The organism is Agrobacterium pusense (genome assembly GCF_013285525.1).
GTDB lineage: Bacteria > Pseudomonadota > Alphaproteobacteria > Rhizobiales > Rhizobiaceae > Agrobacterium > Agrobacterium pusense.
Map to the genome: position 1 here is coordinate 2,710,152 of NZ_CP053856.1, position 16,882 is coordinate 2,727,033.

19 protein-coding genes and 1 tRNA gene are annotated in these 16,882 nt (G+C 57.8%); 8 read left to right on the forward strand and 12 right to left on the reverse strand.

Annotation, left to right across the window (positions count from 1 at the left end):
* Window positions 1–8: 8 nt before the first annotated feature.
* The 8 genes from HQN82_RS13100 to HQN82_RS13135 form a co-directional block, all read right to left on the reverse strand.
* Entirely contained in the window at window positions 9–1,013 is a 1,005-nt protein-coding gene (locus HQN82_RS13100; protein WP_004439301.1) for a type II secretion system F family protein, read from the reverse strand.
* Between the two features lie 15 nt (window positions 1,014–1,028).
* Window positions 1,029–2,495 (reverse strand): TadA family conjugal transfer-associated ATPase, encoded by a 1,467-nt coding sequence (locus tag HQN82_RS13105; RefSeq protein ID WP_035206587.1) that lies wholly within the window; start codon window positions 2,493–2,495, stop codon window positions 1,029–1,031.
* A 33-nt stretch (window positions 2,496–2,528) separates the two neighbouring features.
* The gene (locus tag HQN82_RS13110) at window positions 2,529–3,812 is read right to left on the reverse strand and encodes a CpaE/TadZ family protein (RefSeq protein WP_173614948.1); all 1,284 of its coding nucleotides are present in this window, start codon (window positions 3,810–3,812) and stop codon (window positions 2,529–2,531) included.
* 34 nt (window positions 3,813–3,846) lie between these two features.
* Window positions 3,847–4,527, reverse strand: a complete 681-nt coding sequence (locus tag HQN82_RS13115; protein WP_045533066.1) for a CpaD family pilus assembly protein — start codon at window positions 4,525–4,527, stop codon at window positions 3,847–3,849.
* A gap of 56 nt (window positions 4,528–4,583) precedes the next feature.
* Window positions 4,584–6,167, reverse strand: a complete 1,584-nt coding sequence (locus HQN82_RS13120; protein WP_153776406.1) for a type II and III secretion system protein family protein — start codon at window positions 6,165–6,167, stop codon at window positions 4,584–4,586.
* Window positions 6,164–6,970, reverse strand: coding sequence for a Flp pilus assembly protein CpaB (cpaB, locus tag HQN82_RS13125; protein ID WP_153776405.1), 807 nt, complete (start codon window positions 6,968–6,970; stop codon window positions 6,164–6,166). Before cpaB ends, HQN82_RS13120 begins: the two co-directional genes overlap by 4 nt.
* Window positions 6,971–7,097: 127 nt before the next feature.
* Window positions 7,098–7,610 carry an A24 family peptidase gene (locus HQN82_RS13130; RefSeq protein WP_173614949.1) on the reverse strand — a complete coding sequence of 171 codons (513 nt, stop codon included), beginning with the start codon at window positions 7,608–7,610 and terminating at the stop codon, window positions 7,098–7,100.
* Between the two features lie 106 nt (window positions 7,611–7,716).
* Window positions 7,717–7,905, reverse strand: a complete 189-nt coding sequence (locus HQN82_RS13135) for a Flp family type IVb pilin (protein ID WP_045533062.1) — start codon at window positions 7,903–7,905, stop codon at window positions 7,717–7,719.
* 414 nt (window positions 7,906–8,319) lie between these two features.
* On the opposite strand from HQN82_RS13135, the gene HQN82_RS13140 reads away from it, so the two are divergent.
* Complete coding sequence (locus HQN82_RS13140) at window positions 8,320–8,730, forward strand: pilus assembly protein N-terminal domain-containing protein (protein WP_004439310.1); 411 nt, start codon at window positions 8,320–8,322, stop codon at window positions 8,728–8,730.
* Window positions 8,731–8,951: 221 nt separating this feature from the next.
* Here HQN82_RS13140 and HQN82_RS13145 read toward each other — a convergent pair.
* Window positions 8,952–9,038 (reverse strand) — tRNA-Leu (locus HQN82_RS13145).
* Between the two features lie 119 nt (window positions 9,039–9,157).
* Entirely contained in the window at window positions 9,158–9,463 is a 306-nt protein-coding gene (locus HQN82_RS13150) for an Rdx family protein (protein WP_042936652.1), read from the reverse strand.
* A 134-nt stretch (window positions 9,464–9,597) separates the two neighbouring features.
* Here HQN82_RS13150 and HQN82_RS13155 point away from each other — a divergent pair, with 134 nt between their 5' ends.
* The 4 genes from HQN82_RS13155 to HQN82_RS13170 all read left to right on the forward strand — a co-directional run bounded on the left by HQN82_RS13155 (window position 9,598) and on the right by HQN82_RS13170 (window position 12,424).
* A complete protein-coding gene (locus HQN82_RS13155; RefSeq protein ID WP_153776403.1) occupies window positions 9,598–10,047 on the forward strand; it encodes a DoxX family protein in 450 nt (149 codons plus the stop codon).
* Window positions 10,048–10,182: 135 nt separating this feature from the next.
* Complete coding sequence (locus HQN82_RS13160) at window positions 10,183–10,881, forward strand: type 1 glutamine amidotransferase (RefSeq protein ID WP_173614950.1); 699 nt, start codon at window positions 10,183–10,185, stop codon at window positions 10,879–10,881.
* Between the two features lie 82 nt (window positions 10,882–10,963).
* On the forward strand, window positions 10,964–11,152 hold the full coding sequence (locus HQN82_RS13165; RefSeq protein ID WP_004439314.1) for a YegP family protein: 189 nt from the start codon (window positions 10,964–10,966) through the stop codon (window positions 11,150–11,152).
* A 174-nt stretch (window positions 11,153–11,326) separates the two neighbouring features.
* A complete protein-coding gene (locus tag HQN82_RS13170) occupies window positions 11,327–12,424 on the forward strand; it encodes a glycoside hydrolase family 25 protein (RefSeq protein WP_173614951.1) in 1,098 nt (365 codons plus the stop codon).
* A gap of 13 nt (window positions 12,425–12,437) precedes the next feature.
* On the opposite strand, the gene HQN82_RS13175 is transcribed toward HQN82_RS13170, so the two are convergent.
* On the reverse strand, window positions 12,438–13,313 hold the full coding sequence (locus HQN82_RS13175) for a DMT family transporter (RefSeq protein ID WP_045533214.1): 876 nt from the start codon (window positions 13,311–13,313) through the stop codon (window positions 12,438–12,440).
* A gap of 104 nt (window positions 13,314–13,417) precedes the next feature.
* On the opposite strand from HQN82_RS13175, the gene HQN82_RS13180 reads away from it, so the two are divergent.
* Window positions 13,418–14,860, forward strand: a complete 1,443-nt coding sequence (locus HQN82_RS13180) for an aminotransferase-like domain-containing protein (RefSeq protein WP_210259558.1) — start codon at window positions 13,418–13,420, stop codon at window positions 14,858–14,860.
* A 73-nt stretch (window positions 14,861–14,933) separates the two neighbouring features.
* A complete protein-coding gene (locus HQN82_RS13185) occupies window positions 14,934–15,251 on the forward strand; it encodes a hypothetical protein (protein ID WP_004439319.1) in 318 nt (105 codons plus the stop codon).
* A 77-nt stretch (window positions 15,252–15,328) separates the two neighbouring features.
* Here the strand turns inward: HQN82_RS13185 and HQN82_RS13190 are convergent, their stop codons facing one another.
* Window positions 15,329–15,787 (reverse strand): Rrf2 family transcriptional regulator, encoded by a 459-nt coding sequence (locus HQN82_RS13190; protein WP_006699744.1) that lies wholly within the window; start codon window positions 15,785–15,787, stop codon window positions 15,329–15,331.
* Between the two features lie 152 nt (window positions 15,788–15,939).
* Between HQN82_RS13190 and HQN82_RS13195 the strand changes: the two genes are divergently transcribed.
* Window positions 15,940–16,830: an NAD(P)/FAD-dependent oxidoreductase gene (locus tag HQN82_RS13195; RefSeq protein WP_173614952.1), complete on the forward strand. Its 891-nt coding sequence runs from the start codon at window positions 15,940–15,942 to the stop codon at window positions 16,828–16,830.
* The last annotated feature ends 52 nt before the right edge of the window (window positions 16,831–16,882 follow it).

The following is a 16,882-nucleotide window of genomic DNA, read 5'->3' on the forward strand; positions in this document are numbered from 1 at the left end:
CTGCGCCCTCAAATATCGAAATTGATCATTTGGCGCATGATGAATATCCCGATCAACATCCAGACGGCTGACGCCCCAAGAATGATATGGCCGCGAATATCGGTAAAAAGCACCGATAGATATTCGGGCGAGGTAAAGTGCACCAGCATCATGACGACAAAGGGCAGCGAACCGATGATGACCGCAGACGCCTTTGCCTCCATCGAAAGTGCATTCACCTTGGCACGCATCTTCTTGCGGTCGCGCAGAACTTTTGAAAGGTTCGACAGCGCTTCGGAGAGGTTGCCGCCGGCCTGCGCCTGAATGTTGATGACGGTGCTGAAAAAGCTCACTTCGAAAAGCGGCATTGTCAGCATCATGCGCTCGATCGCCTGCGGAATGCCGATGCCGACCTGCTGCGCGTCGACAACCCGCTGGAACTCAGTTTTCACCGGCTCCTGCCCGTCAGATGCGATCAATCGCACCGCGTCGTTCAGCGGCAAGCCGGATTTGATCGAGCGACACATGACATCAAGTGCGTTGGGAAACTCTTCGAGGAATTTTTTCTGCCGGCGCTTGAGGAGGAACGCCAGTGCCCAGCGCGGCAGCCCCAGCGCGATAACGGCGCCTATCGGTAGGGCGATAAGCAATGACAGGCCATAAAGAAGTGCGATGAGGGTGGCAAAGCCCGCCGCGCCGACGCTCAGCAGCTGAAACTGTCGCAGGGACAGCGTCAGCCCCGCCTGAACGAGCTTTTCGCGCAAACCGACATTTTTTGCCTTTTTTGCCCTCTCATTTTGTTTTTTTTCCATTTCCCGCAGGTTGTCCTGCATGGATTTGCGGCGTTTGCTGAGCTCATGCACGCGGTCACGTGCGGCTTTGATGTTGGTGTGGTCCGTCTCCGCGGCCTGGACCCGCTTGAAGCGGCTGGTGGTCTTTTTTTCGACCTCTATCTGCTGGAAAAGAAAAGCGTAAGCGAGCGCGCCCGCCGAAACGGCGACGAGTGCGGCCAATAAGAGGATTGTCGGGTCCATGGCGGTCGCTTTCCCTTAGGAGGTCTTTTCCATTTCATCGAGCGCGGCGGCCAGGCGTTTTTCCTCGCCATAATAGCGTGCACGGTCCCAGAAATGGGGTTTGCTGATGCCCGTCGATACATGTCTGCCGATCAGTTTGCCGTTGGCATCCTCACCTTCGATTTCGTATCGCATCAAATCCTGAGTGACGATCACGTCGCCTTCCATGCCGATCACTTCCGTGATCTGGGTTATCCGGCGTGAACCATCACGCAGGCGCTGCGCCTGAATGACGACATCGATCGATCCCGAGATGATTTCACGCACGGTTTTGGCCGGCAGAGTGAAGCCGCCCATGGCGATCATGGATTCGATGCGGCTGAGGCACTCGCGTGGTGTATTGGCGTGCAGCGTTCCCATTGAACCGTCATGGCCGGTATTCATCGCCTGGAGCAGGTCGAATACCTCCGGTCCGCGCACTTCGCCGACGATGATGCGTTCCGGCCGCATGCGAAGGCAGTTCTTGACGAGATCCCTCATCGTGATCTCACCTTCCCCTTCGATGTTCGGAGGCCGCGTTTCGAGTCTGACGACATGCGGTTGCTGCAGCTGCAGTTCGGCGGTGTCTTCGCAGGTAATGACGCGCTCATCCCTGTCGATGAAGCTCGTCAGGCAATTGAGAAGCGTGGTCTTGCCGGAGCCGGTGCCGCCCGAGATGACGACGTTGCAGCGGACACGACCGATGATCTTGAGCAGTGTCGCGCCTTCGGGTGTGATCGCACCGAAACGCACGAGCTGGTCGAGCGTAAGCTTGTCCTTCTTGAATTTTCGGATTGTCAGCGCCGGGCCGTCGATGGCGAGCGGCGGCGCGATGACGTTGACGCGCGAGCCGTCCGGCAGGCGGGCGTCGCATATGGGGCTCGATTCATCCACACGTCGGCCAACCTGGCTGACGATGCGCTGGCAGATGGAAAGCAATTGCGCGTTGTCGCGAAAGCGGATGTCGGATTCGATGGTCTTGCCGCCGACTTCGATGAAGGTCTGGCCAGAACCATTGACCATGATATCGGCGATATCGTCGCGGGCAAGAAGGGGCTCAAGCGGCCCGTAACCTAGAACGTCATTGCAGATGTCTTCAAGCAGTTCTTCCTGCTCGGCAATCGACATTGCGAAATTCTTGATCGTGATGATGTCGTTGACGATATCGCGAATTTCCTCGCGCGCGCTCTCCGCATCAAGTTTGGCGAGCTGCGAAAGGTCGATCGTATCGATGAGCGCGGAAAATACCTGGCTCTTGGTATTGTAATAATCCTCCGTGCGGGCGCGCTTTTTTTGCGCCGGCTGCGTGACCGCCATCTGTCGCGCTACGGGTGATTGGCCCGGCTCGAGCGTGTCGATGGAGAGAGAGCGCGGCTCGGGCGCCGCCACCTGCATGGGGACAGGTGCGACGGGATCCGGCTTCGTGCTTCTGGCTGGGCCCTCGGCCCCGCGTTTTCCGAACATCGGCGTTTCCGTCAATAGGCGCGGAGGGAATCCCTACTTGCGCTTGAGAATATTCTTAAGTCTGTCCAGACCGCCGCGCCGGCTTTTGCGCAGCACCGTGCGACCGGTGATGGTATGGGCAATTTGCGAGAAGGTTTCTGCGATCTGGGATTTTTCATCCATTTCGCTAATCATGCGTCCGCTGTTTGCGGCGTTTCCAAACAATTGCGCCTCGAATGGAATGATCGCAATCGGCTCGATTTCCAGCGGGTCGAAAAAATCCGCCGGAGCGATTTCGGGTCGCTTCGGCATGCCCACCTGGTTGAGGATGAGATGCGGCAATTTATCGTTGGGGCGCAGTTTTATCAGCGCGTCGAACAGGTTCTTCGTGTTGCGAAGATTCGCAAGATCCGGAACCGCGGTGATGACGACCTCATCCGCTTCCGCAAGCACAGCCCTTGTCCAGTCGCACCATTGGTGGGGAAGGTCGAGGACGGCGACGGGCGCGCTACGCTGCAAAACCTCAAGGATCGGCAGAAAGGCCTGGCGGTCTAGATCGTAAGTCCGGTCAAGAAGCGACGGTGCCGCGAGCAGCGATAGGTGATCGGAGCATTTCGTCAAAAGGCGGTCGAGAAATACCTCATCCAGCCGCTCCGGCGAGAAAACCGCTTCCGCCATGCCCTGGGCCGGATCCTGATCGAAATCGATATTGGCTGTGCCATAAGCCAGATCCATGTCGGCGAGAATGGTTTCCGTCGAAAACAGGGTCGAGATGCCGAAGGCGCAATTATGTGCGACCGTCGAGGACCCCACCCCACCTTTGGCGCCGATGAAGGCGATGTTGCGGCCAAGCGGCTCCGCTTCGGGATCGACGAAGATCGCGGCGATCGAACCCAGAAGATCGGCCATGTTGACCGGGGCAACCAGATATTCCGAAATACCGTTGCGGATGAGGTCGCGATACAATGTTATGTCATTGTGGCGGCCGACAATGATGACACGGGTTGAGGGATCGCAAACCTCCGCGAGAGGAGCAAGGTCATCCAGCAGCGAAGCCGGCGCGCTTGCCGTCTCCAGAATGATGAGATTTGGCGTAGGCGAGGCAGAGAACATCGTGGCCGCAGCGTTGATGTCACCCTTCGTCACCCGCAATGTTACCTTGCTCATGCGCCTGTCACCGGACAATGCGTCCATGACGCCCTGCATGTTGTCGCTGACGCAGAAGGCCTGGATGGAGATGCGGGGCAGGGGCCGCAGGCGGTCCATATCGGAGGTGCGCACCGGCTGCAGGGTGTCTGCTCCGTCGCTTGACTTGATGTCGTATTCTACAGCGCTCATCGTCTTTCCTGCCGTGACAATTGTTGGGACCGCATCAGTTTGCGGTGGCCGTGTTCTTGCCGTTACGATACGTATCGATAACCACTGCACGGCGCTCAGCATCGATGGGGCTCATGCCGCGCGGGCCGACCAGATCCATCGGATTGGCGACCTGAGCCGCGAGATTGCTTTGCGAAGCGCACCCGAAATTGTACCAGTTCTTGTTGGCGAAGGTGTTGTCCGAAAGGTCTTCCGGCCATTGGCCGCATTGCCCGGTCATGGCGGTGACGGCCACATAGCTCAAACGAATGGGAGCAGCATCGCCATTCGGGGAGGCGGCGTAGCGCGTTTCCATGATCTTGCCCGAAGAAACTCCGGCGCCGGAAAGCGTCGAGCGGATCTGTTTCGCCATTTTTGATGCGGTCGCCGAATTGGCGGACCCCGACGGCACCTGGATATTTACGATGCCGGTCGACATGGACGCGTAATTCTGGGCAAACCCGCGGACATTGTCCGCCACTGCCGTGGTCAGCCGGCTGTCGCCTGCCGAAACCGGAATGTCCAGCGAATGTTCCGCTTCCGAGAGCGTTATGGGATGGCGGGTGCGATAGTCGTCAGGAATGGCATTGGTCGTCAAAGGGTCACGCGCGCAGCCCTGCAGAAGGCCGGCGGTGAGCGCAACCATGGCGACGAGACCGGCGCGTTTGATGGACAAAAAGGAAGAGGTTTCCTGCATGATGTTTCCTGCCCCCGCCGGGCTTGCTCTGAAGAGGGGATTTCGTGCGCGTTTGGTCATTTGTAGATGAACCCCACCGATCCCTGATAAGGAGCCGCCTGAACCTGGTCCTTGCGGCCATAGACCTTGTTGACGCGGTTCATGAAATACATGGCTGCATCGTTTTCCGGATTGAAGTTGTCATCCGGCCGGGCGATCTGGTTGCGCGCGACTGGCCGCACCAGATAGGGCGTCGCGATGATGACCAGTTCCGTTTCGTTGCGGATGAAGTCCTTGCTGCGGAAAAGCGTACCGAAGATCGGAACCTTTGAAATGCCCGGAAGCCCCGACATGGCCTGGCGGATATTATCCTGGACCAAGCCGGCGATGACGATCGAGCCGCCCGATGGGAGTTCGACGGTTGTCGAGGTCTCGCGCTTGCGGATCGACATATAAGTCGAACCTGGGATGTTCCGGCCTGCATTTCCGGTTACCACGTTACCTTCATAGGTAGGCTCGGAAACATTGGTCTCGATCTTGAGGCTGATCCGTCCTGGCGAAAGCACCACCGGCCGGAAATTCAAGGTTATGCCGTAGTCGACCGTGTCGGTCGTGCGCGTTATGGTCTGCTGGCCCGTATCCTTGTCGATGGTGACTTCCTGTTCCGCAGGCAGACGGAAATCGCCCCCGACATAGAACTTTGCCTGCTCGCCGGAAATGGCGGTGAGGCTGGGTTCGGCCAGCGTGCGTACGACACCGGCCTGCTCCATGGCATTGAGATAGGTGGCAAAGTTGAGCGAACCGGAACCGATCGCGCCGCTGGCGATCCGCGAGGCGCCGCTGATTGCATTTCCAAGATTGGACGGATTTGCGAATTCGAAGCCGTTATTGCTTGTCGAACTGCTGATGGAGCCATTGAAACCCAGCTGTTTCAGCACCTGCCGGCTGACCTCGGCGACGGTAACCTTCAGCGTTACCTGATCTTCGCCTTCGATCGTCAGCATATTGACGATTTGCGATACCTGGCGGTTTTCGGCAAAAATTGCGGCGTCTCCGCCATTGTCGCCACCTGTCAGCGATATGTTACGCGTGGTGGCTTCACCACCCTTCAGAAAGGCTTCGGCAAGCTGTACTGCCCGTGCCGAGTCCTGCGGTGTACGAACCGTTCCCGTCAAAACGATATTGTCTGAAACAATTTCGACCTTGATGTCGGAGTCGGGAATAAAGCGGCGAATATTGGTCTCCAGCCCGACGATATCGCGCTCCACCTCGAGATCGAGGCTGACGATTTCACGGCCACTATCGCCGAAAATGAAAATATTGGTCTGCCCCACCGTTTTTCCGAAGAGATAGATTCGTCTCGACGTGCGGGTCACGGCATCGGCAAGGCTGGGGTCAGCAACGAGAATATCATGGGCGTCCTCGGGCAGGTCGATGACCAAAGCCTTGTTGAGGCCGAGTTTCAGGCGTTTGCGAACGCCCGAGCCACTCTCGGTGATGCGCACGATGCTGGCGCTTTGTGCCGCGGCCTCGCCGAGACGCAGAAATTCGGGCGAATGCGGGCCTGGAATGCCTGAAAAAGCCACGCAGAATGCAAGTGCGCCCAGCATCGATGAACGCAGGTGTTTTTTAACGCGCTTTGCCATGAACCCCCCGGTCATTGTGATGCTCCCTGATTGCCCTTGACGATCGAACCGGATTTGATCACCTGAATTTCCGGTTGGCCGGAGCCACCGTTGAGAAGATAGCCCGCCGAAAGCGTGTCGTTTTCCTGTGCATCGGCGATCGAGCGCAGGGCGAGAGTGAGGCGATCCGCCATCTGCTGCGCCACCGTTATGATCTTCGCCTGCTCAGGCGTCAGTTCCAGTGTGGCCGTTGCGCCCACGACGGCGGAAATCCCGTCTTCGCCTTCCTTGATCTGCTGGTCGATCGCGAGAACCCGGACATTGTTCAAAACATTCTCGGTCAGGAAGTGTCCGTTCTCACCCTTGCGAACCATGATGACGTCGACACGGTCATTGGGCAGTACGAAGCCGCCCGCGCCGGTTGAAACGGAAATTTCCGTGGCGACGGCGCGTTTTCCTGCCGGCAGAAGCGATGACATGATGCGGGTACTGGAATCGACGACTTTTTCCGGCCGCACCGGTTCCCCCTCGAACAGGGGCAACCGCACGACGGCGCCGGTGAGTTCGGTGATTGCGTTGGGGTTTTTGGCTTCGGTTATGAAACTGTCGACGACATTGCCCTGCGGCCAGGGCGTCCAGCGCACCGAGCTGTCATTCAGACGGCTGCCGACGGGCAAATTGACCGAGGAAACGAGAACGTTGACCGTCGGCTCTTTCTGGATGATCGTTTCCGCCTTTTCGATAACCTGTTTTGCACCGGAAATCTGCATGGCGACAAGACCGGCAAGGCCGGCTGCAACCAGGGCAACGGAGAGAATGACGATACGCGACGGTTTCATGCTCGATCCTTGAGGGAATCAGATTCTTCTCCCGTCAGGATGGCGCGTCATTGGTATAATTATGGTTAATATTATACTTGGGTTTGTGGTTAACGAGCCTTTAATTTCGGTCCTTGAAGTAATTCATTCAAAGAAGACCGGCGATGGCGGCCTTTACCATCGGTGCTTCACCGTATGTCAGAAGTCCGGCAATGGCGATACCGATCCCATAGGGGATCTTCTTTGCCACCATCAGTGAATCTGGGATAGGAATGCCTATCGCCATTATTTCCTGTGAGCGGGATCGCAAAAGCAGGATGCCAAGTGTCAACACACCGCCGATGAAGGTCACTGCGAGCAGAAACTCCATGAGGGAGATGTTGAAGCCGTACCACACGGCAGCGGCCGTCAGAAGCTTGGCATCTCCTCCACCCATGACATTGGCGGCGAAAAGCGCAAAACAGGCAAAAAATACAATAGCGGCGGCCGCGAGGCTCATGGCAAAAGTATGCCAGTCCATTCCGGAAAAAGGGGCTATGACCACAAAAGACGATAGCAGGAAAAGTGTTATCCTGTTCGGTATCGTCATGCTGAAGAGATCATTCAGAGCCGCAAAAGCGAGGCAAAAAGGCAATATCAGGAAAATTGCAGCGACTACCACGACCATCTCCTCGTGCTGCTTTTCACGGCAGCTACTCTATCGAAGGTATTCATAAAAAAGACACGCCGCCTCAAGGGCGGCGTGTCCACTTCTGATTCAGCAACGCTTAGTTTGTTGCGGCAGGCGCATTGGCGTTGATTCTCTGAGAAAGAGCGGTGAAGAAAGCATTGAGCCGCGTACCAACGGCCGAAGCGCCGCCGATGATTGCAACGGAAATAAGCGCGGCGATCAGGCCGTATTCAATTGCCGTGGCGCCGGATTCGTCCTTGAGGAAACGAGCGAAAATCTTGGTCATGAGTATCTCCTAACTCTTGTTTGGTTCAGCACGCCGACAACTGTTCTCCGTTGTTCGGTTGCGTTCAAACTACCGCCGAGCAATTTCCAAGCACTTAAAAAAAAGGATTAATCCAAAGTAAACGTCCTGTTGAGTTTCTCTTGGTAAACAAATATAAAAAGTATTGACTGTATTTTTATATTTGCTGGAAAACGAATATATTCCGCTGCAAGCTGTTTCCTGTTTTGAGAAGAGCGCGCTATAGATGAGACATATATGTTCATTTTTGGTGCGGGTTTGCGGCAGTGGGGAATGACTTGAGATGCGCATGGTTATCGCTTTAATCGTGCATTTTCGTCACTTAACGCTTCATTCACTAAAACCACGCATTCTTTGACGCGGTAAACTGCTGATTAGTGAGCAAGGGCAAAAAGCGTGTCATCCGGAAAACTGACGAAAATTGTGGTCGGCTTGTCGGTCATTCTGGGAGGGGCGTTCCAGCCCGGTTTTGCCCAGGAAGACATATTGCGCGTCTCGATGAATCACGCCCGCGTCCTCCGTCTCGACCGTCCTGTCAGCAAGGTTATCGTCGGCAACTCGAAAGTTGCCGATGCCACGGTTGCCGACGCCACCACGATCGTTCTGACCGGCCGCAGTTTCGGCACGACAAATCTCGTACTTCTCGACGCCGAAGGGAATCCAATCGTCGATGAGCGGATTCTCGTCTCCATTGATGAAGGCAATACGGTCCGTGTTTTCCGCCAGACGGAGCGAACCGTTCTTTCCTGCACGCCCAATTGTGAGCAGCATTCGCAAAACAGTGGCGACAAGGACGCCCAACCTTAACAAGGCTTGGTCCGCCTCAAATCCGAACGATCGAGCCGCCGTATTCGATGCCGTGAAGGCGTGAGCCTTGGCTCGTCATCTGCATCTTTTCCTAAGGGTAAGATTGGCGCTGGGCGTCAGCAAAACGAAAAACCGCAACATGTACCCCTGCGTTCTGCAGGAGGGCCAAATGTTGCTGTTTTTTCGTCTAAGTATTTGATCTGGCTAAGATCAAAATGGAATGGTGCCCAGAAGAGGACTCGAACCTCCACACCCTTGCGAGTACCAGCACCTGAAGCTGGCGCGTCTACCAATTCCGCCATCTGGGCGACGGAGAGCGATGTACGAGGGCAGCCGCCCGGTGTCAACAGGCTTTTTGAACTTTTATGACGGTCATTGATTTTAAAGGGAAAAAACTTGTCTGGTGCTGTTGAAACCCGTCGCCGGGTCAGGTGTCGAGGCCTTCGTGCTTCGTCCTGTCGGCATGACCGAGGTCTCGTTCCGGGTCGATGATGTCGCGGATTCTCTGTTTGAGCTCTTTTGGGCCGGGAAAACCGCCGTCACGTTTGCGTTCCCATATAATGGTACCGTCCACCCCGATCTCGAACACGCCGCCGGTCGAGGGGACAAGGCTCACTTCGCCGATGTCCGAGGCGAAGGTTTGCAGGATTTCCTGCGCCATCCATCCAGCCCGCAGCAACCAGTTGCACTGGGTGCAGTAGCGTATCGTTATGCGCGGTTTGGTGTCGGTCATCATCACGTCTCCTTCGCGGCCGAGTCACGATAATGTTAACTTTAACGCTCATGTTTTTACCCGGCATATGCTTGTTCTTATCACGGGGCTTTGCGAACAGATAAGTCAATCGAATGCTCAAACAGAGAGATCCTATGGCCCAGTTCGACAATAATCGTCAGCGTCTGTTCGTTCCCGCCGTTGCACCGCTTTATAACGGGACACACGATGTGGTGGAGACCATTTTGCGTGTCACGGCGGGACTTCTGCTGGTTACCCATGGGTTCGGCAAGATTCTCAATCCCTTCGGGGCGGTCGGCATGGTGGAGAGCCTCGGTTTTTACCCGGGCGTCTTCTGGTCGCCGCTGCTGGCGGCAACGGAATTCTTCGGCGGTATTTTCATCGCCATCGGCCTTTTCACGCGGCCGGCATCCTTCGCCGCCATGATCGTCCTTCTGGTAACGGTCTGGTTCCATGGTGTGGTGAAGGCGGAAGGTCTGGGCGGTGCGGAAAAATCGATTCTCTGGGCGGCGATTTTCCTGTTCTTCACGATTCGGGGCGGCAACCGGCATTCGGTCGACGCGAAGCTCTCGCGGGAATTCTAATATCCAGTGGCGGGGCCCATGCTGTGCCACGCCACTGCTGCCGTACCTCTTGAAAATCCCTTTTCATCATGATGAAGCTTGGATTCAATCGGCGAAACCCGCCGGCTGAATCATCTGTTATCATCAAGAGGTCGCATGCGCGTCGCAATTATCGAAAACATGGCGGGCACGCCGCATGGACAACTCGGCGTGGCATTGGCGGAGGCAAATGCGGAGGTACACGTCATTCGCGCCTATGCGGGGGAACCGCTTCCGAAAGATGCGGGCGGTCATGATGCCCTTATCGTTCTGGGCGGAGAGCAGAACGCACTCGACGATGCCCTCTATCCCTATCTTCCAGAGCTTGCGCGTTTGATGAAAACCTTTGGCGATGCGGGCAGGGCAGTCATGGGTGTTTGCCTCGGCAGCCAGCTGCTGGCCCGCGCTTATGGTGGCGATAATATTCTCTCCAGTCCACCGGAATTCGGCTGGCAAAAGGTGTCCCTCACGGAAGAGGGCATTTCCGATCCGCTTTTGGCCGGGCTGGATAGAGCTTTTCCGATTTTCCAATGGCACTGCGATACATTTACACTACCACCCGGCGCCACCCGGCTTGCGACCAATGCCGCGACGCGGAATCAGGCCTTTCGCCTCGGACGGGCGGTCTATGGCACGCAGTTCCATTTCGAGGCCTCCGCAGCAGTCGTCGACGGGTGGTGCGAGGCCTTTCCCGCTTCCATCGAAAAAATGGCGCCCGGCTGGCTGGCACAATATCCCGATCATCGCGACCTGCGTGCAGGGATGGCGGATGCAGCGGGTCTGGAGATTGCCCGTGCCTGGGTGCGGCTCATCTGACGGATTTTCTGTTGCGAATATCATGGTGCCAGACCAGAATTGCGTGGAGTTCATTTTACAGCGCGAAGGAGCCGCAAAGCCCATGTACAAATTCGAGATTTATCAAGACAAAGCCGGAGAATTTCGCTTTCGCTTCAAGGCTTCGAACGGCGAGACGATGTTTGTCTCTGAAGGCTATAAGGCCAAGGCCTCGGCCATTCACGCGATCGAGTCGATCAAGAGAAATTCCCCCGGCGCCGATACCGTTGATCTCAGCACCATGACGGCCTGAGTCGTCCAATGAGAACCGGAATGCAATTTACCTGCCAGAAATGAAGGGCGCATTGGTGGGTGCCGGCGTAAAGATAAGATTCAGTCTTTTTTGATAATCTTCCGTTAGCATTTGTATTTCGAGGTCTCCGGGTGGCGCCAGTGCGTCCCCGATTTGTTTTGCGTACGGGTTCTCATGCGTTCATCGGCTGTGCCAGCACTTCTTTTCGGTTGCCTTCTGCTTGGCGGCTGCACGTCCAGTTCCGGTCCGGAAAGCCTGGTTGCCGGCTTGCCGTCGAAGGAAACCACGAGTTCTGTCACGCCATCAGCGCCGGTGCCGCAGGCAAGTGTCGGCTCGCAGCCGATAACCGCTCAACCGCGGCAGGAAGTACTGGCCTGGGGTGGGCCGGTGCCGGAAGAGCCCAAGGCTTTTTCCGCCGTCACGCCGAGGGCGTCGCTGCCGCAGGATGCGCCTGAAATCCGTTTGCCGGTCCCGCCGCAGGCCGGGATGATACGGCCGGCCGAACGGCCGATGGAGCATCCGGTCCAATTGGCCATGGCGGCGGCTCCGGCGGCGAGCGCCGGTGCGCAGATCCGCTCCCGCATTTTCCGTTCCAGCTTCAGCGATGCGAAACCGATCAATTTCGGCCGGGTTCAGCCGCGGCATTTCCAGGTGCACGGCGTGGATGTGTCGCGCTGGCAGGCCAATATCGATTGGCCGTTGCTGCGCACCCGCGGGGCCAATTTCGCCTTCATCAAGGCCACGGATGGCGGCGATCACCTTGATCCGATGTTCCGCACCAACTGGCAGGGTGCAAAGGCCGCGGGCATTCGCCGTGGCGCCTATCACTTCTTCTACTGGTGCCGTTCGGCCAGCGAACAGGCAGACTGGTTTATTCGCAACGTGCCACGCGATCCCGACGCGCTGCCACCGGTGATCGATGTGGAATATAACGGCGAGTCGAGCTGCAAGATGCGCCATTCCCGTGAGCGCGTTCTGGAAAAGATGCGCGTCTTCATGAACAAGCTCGAGCGCCATTACGGGCAGCGGCCAATCATTTATACCGCGCCGGATTTTTACAAGGATAACCTGACCGGCGAGTTCCAGGACTATCCTTTCTGGCTGCGCGCCGTCGCCCAGCACCCATCGGTGGTCTATCCCGGTCGCAAATGGCTGTTCTGGCAATATTCCGGCTCGGGCCTGTCACATGGCGTCGATGGCCGCATCGATCTCAATGTCTTCAACGGCAGCGAAGATGCGTGGCACCGCTGGGTGGATCGCCGTTCCAGCTGAAGGATCGCCCGTGTCAGCGCGCGAATCTTCTGGCGCCCGCGACGCACAGCACCACAACCAGCGTAACGGCAATCATGGCAGGGCTTACCTCTTCGTGCAGCAGGGTTGCGGCAAGCGCGAGGCCGAAGAACGGCTGCAGCAGCTGCAATTGTCCGACTGCCGCAATGCCGCCCTGCGCCAGGCCGCGATACCAGAAGATGAAGCCGATCAGCATGCTGAACAGGGAAACATAGGCAAGGCCGCCCCAAGCCTGGGGATCGATGCCGGCGAGCGTTTGCGGCCCTGTGAAAAACGCGAGCGGCAGCATCACCGGCAGGGAGAGAACCAGCGCCCAGGAAATGACCTGCCAGCCCCCCAGCCTGCGGGAAAGGGCGGCACCCTCTGCATAACCAAGTCCGCAGACGATGATTGCGCCGAGCATCAGGAGATCACCGGTAAGCGAGGCCTCAAGCCCGGTCGAAAATGAATTCCACATCGAAAAGCCCGCCACCAGGGCGCTGCCCGCGCAGGAAAAGAGCCAGAAGGCCGGGCGCGGGCGCTCGCCTCCGCGCAGAACCGCAAAGATTGCGGTGGCCAGCGGCAACAGCCCGACAAAAACAATGGAATGCGCCGAGGTAACGTGTCGGAGGGCAAGCGCCGTCAACAGCGGAAAGCCCACGACAACCCCAAGCGAGACGATGAAGAGCGATGTCAGATCATGGCGCGCCGGGCGCTTTTGCCTGAAAACAAGCAGCAGCACCACCGCCAATAGACCCGCAATGCTGGCGCGGGCCACAGTGAGGAACACGGGATCGAAACCCGTCACCGCAACGCGCGTGGCGGGCAGCGAGCCGCTAAATATCACCACGCCCGTCAGACCGTTCAGCCAGCCGCTTGTCGCCTTGTCCATCGTCATCTCCTGCATTTTGTCCTTCTTCCTCCGGAACTGCTGGCGGCAACAGCGACAGTCATGTACAATTTAAAGAAACTGTTATGGTTGATGTTCCAGTACGGATGGAGAGAGTTGTGGACGGGCGGTTTTCAACCCTCGCGCAGATCGAGCCCGGTACGCGCATAGAAAAGGTCATGGCGAGCATTCGCCAGCGCATTGCTTCGCGCAGCCTCGTTCCAAGCGCGCGCCTGCCTTCGGTGCGCGGGCTGGCGAAAGCCATGCACGTTTCCACCTCCACTGTTGTCGAAGCCTATGACCGGCTGGTGGCCGATGGCACGATAAGCTCGCGGCCGGGCTCCGGATTTTTTGTAGCCGGTCCGCTTGCGCCCCTGTCTCTCGCCGATATCGAGCCCCGGCTGGACAGGGCGGTGGACCCGCTATGGGTATCCCGTCAGGCGCTGGACGAAGGGTCCGTCCTCGCCAAGCCCGGTTGCGGCTGGCTTCCCGCGTCCTGGATGCCGGAAGAGGCAATGCGGCGGGCGATCAGGGGGCTTGCGCGCGCGGATGCCGCTCTGCTGACGGATTATGCGAGCCCGATGGGGCTTCTGCCGCTGCGGCAGCTCCTGTCGCGCAGGCTGGCCGATCACGGGGTTCAGGCCGGGGCCAGCCAGATCATGCTGACCGATTCCGGTACCCAGGCAATCGATCTCCTGTGCCGCTTTTTGCTGCAGCCTGGAGATACGGTAATCGTCGATGATCCATGTTATTTCAATTTCCACGCCCTTTTGCGCGCGCACCGCGTCAGGGCCATTGGCGTGCCCTATACACCTACAGGGCCGGACCTGCCGATTTTCGAGCAGGCGCTGAAAGAGCACCGGCCGCGGCTCTATATCACCAATTCCGCGATCCATAATCCCACTGGCGCGCGGCTCTCCGCCGTTCATGCCCACCGTTTGTTGATGTTGGCCGAACAGTCGGGACTGACCATCATTGAGGATGATATTTTCGCCGATTTCGAAACTCAGGCCGCCCCGCGTCTGGCGGCCTTCGACGGCCTGAACCGCGTTGTCCAGATCGGTAGTTTTTCAAAAACACTGTCGGCTTCCGTGCGCTGCGGTTTCATAGCAGCGCCCCTGGCGTGGGTGGAAGCGTTGACCGACCTCAAGATCGCCACCGCTTTCGGCGGAGCGCATTTCTCAGCCGCGCTGGTCCTGTCGCTTCTGACGGATGGCAGTTATCGCAAACATGTCGAGGCGCTTCGTCTGCGGCTTGCGGCGGCGATGCCGGAGGCGGCGGCGCGCCTCATCTCACTTGGATGCGTGCCGTGGATCGAACCGCAGGCGGGCATGTTTTTATGGTGCCGCCTGCCGGAAGGCGTGGATGCTGCCGATGTGGCGCGCCGCGCGCTCGCGCAGCAGTTGGTGCTCGCACCGGGGAATGTGTTCAGTTCCTCGCAGAGCGCGTCCGGTTTCATGCGTTTCAACGTGTCGCAAATGGGTGGTCCACACGTCATGACCGTGCTTGCAGATGCTCTTCGTCAGCCGCCCGTTTCACCTTCGTCCTGACCGCAGGGGCGACTGATCGGAACAAAATCGCGGGAACGTCGTTTTCTCGGCAGAATGAAGAGGAGGAAACACCATGACATTCGATCCCAACAACCCGCGTCCGGACCGCGATCTTCGTCCGGAACTGAATATCAACAACGAACCGCGTGCCCGCACCTCGTCGTCCTGGGTGCCGTGGCTGGCAATCATCGTCGTCGTATTGGTGGGCGTCTTCGCCTGGTCGCAGATGAGCGGCCCGACCACCGATCCCGCCACGACGTCGTCCACCACGCCACCCGCTGCGACGGACCAGGCGCCGGCACCGATGGCACCGACTACCCCGGCAACGCCGCCGGCAAATAACGCCGCCCCGGCAAGTCCGAACACGGGTGGAACCCAGACCCAGCCTTAATGGCTGACTGGACATGATGAAGCCGCCTGCTTCCGAGCAGGCGGTTTTTTCGTTTGAGCAATCGCTGGTTCACTCGCTCAGAGCTGGTCCATGGCGGAAGGATGATTGGAGACTTTTGACCAGCGGGTGATCGATTCTGCCGCCAGCGCCGAAAGCGTAATATTTCCGAAGCGGGATAACAAAATGCTCTCCGCCTCGGTCATGGCCTCGAAAAGTGCAGCATTGACTGCCTGTTCAATAACACAATCCGGATTGTCACCTGCCAGCCCGATAGAGAACAGTTCGGGTGCGCCAAGCGCTCTGTAGATATCGAGTAATGTAATCTCATTGAGTGGGCGCGCCAGAACCCATCCTCCGCCATGTCCTTTTTCGGAAGAGACATATCCCTGCTCGCGCAGGCCCGCCATCGTCCTGCGCACCACCACGGGGTTGGTCTGCAACATGGCTGCGATACTTTCCGAAGTCGCCGCGCCCTCATGTTTTTCCATATGGATCAAAATATGCAGCACCCGGGAAAGTCGTGTGTCGTGTCTCATTGTTGAAGCCCGCCTGTTTGCATTCACGCTTACCACCCTCCGGCTGACGTAACAATATAAGTTGCATGACCATTGACTCGATCTTTCATGTAACAATATAAGTAGCATGACATGGACCGCGGTTACGGGCGGTCTCAAACCATGGGTGCATCATGAAATTCGACGTGATCATAATTGGCGGCAGTTACGCCGGGTTATCCTCCGCCCTGCAGCTGGGCCGCGCAAGGAAGCGGGTTCTGGTGGTGGACGCAGGCGAAAGACGAAATCGCTTTGCCAGCCACTCTCATGGTTTTCTTGGGCAGGACGGCAAGGCGCCCGGCGAAATCGTGAGCGAGGCGCGCAGCCAGATCGAGCGCTACCCGACGATCGAGTGGGCGCGTGGCAGGGTAACGGATGCGGAAGGGACTTTTGGTGACTTTGAGGTTGAAATCGATGGCGGTCGCCGTGAAAGCGGCGCCCGTCTCATTCTCGCCATGGGCGTCACCGACGAACTTCCGGATATAGTCGGGCTAAAGGACCGCTGGGGGTCCTCTGTTTTCCACTGCCCTTATTGCCATGGCTACGAACTGGATCAGGGAAAGATCGGAGTTATCGCGGCTTCACCTCTGGCCATACATCATGCCCTGATGCTCCTGGACTGGGGGGAGACGACCTTCTTTACCAATGGCGTCTTCGAGCCGGATGCTGATCAGGATGCGCTTCTGTCTGCTCGCGGGGTCCATGTGGAAAATACGCATATCCGGGAAATCGCCGGACATGCGGATATCGCTCTGGTGGATGGGCGTAATATTGCGCTGGCGGGCCTTTTCACCCAGCCGAAATTACGTATCGCCTCAGACTGGGTAAAAAAACTCGGCTGCGCCATCGAGGAAGGACCAATGGGATCGACCGTCGTTACCGATCCGATGAAACAGACCACCATTGCCGGCATATTTGCCTGCGGCGATGTGGCAAGGGCTGCCGGCTCTGTGGCCCTTTCGGTTGGTGACGGCGCAATGGCCGGTGCGGCGGCGCATCGGTCGATCCTGTTTCCGGAGATATGAGAATAAAAGGAATTTATAAAACTGGTGGCCTTGGGAGGCCACCAGCACCAGT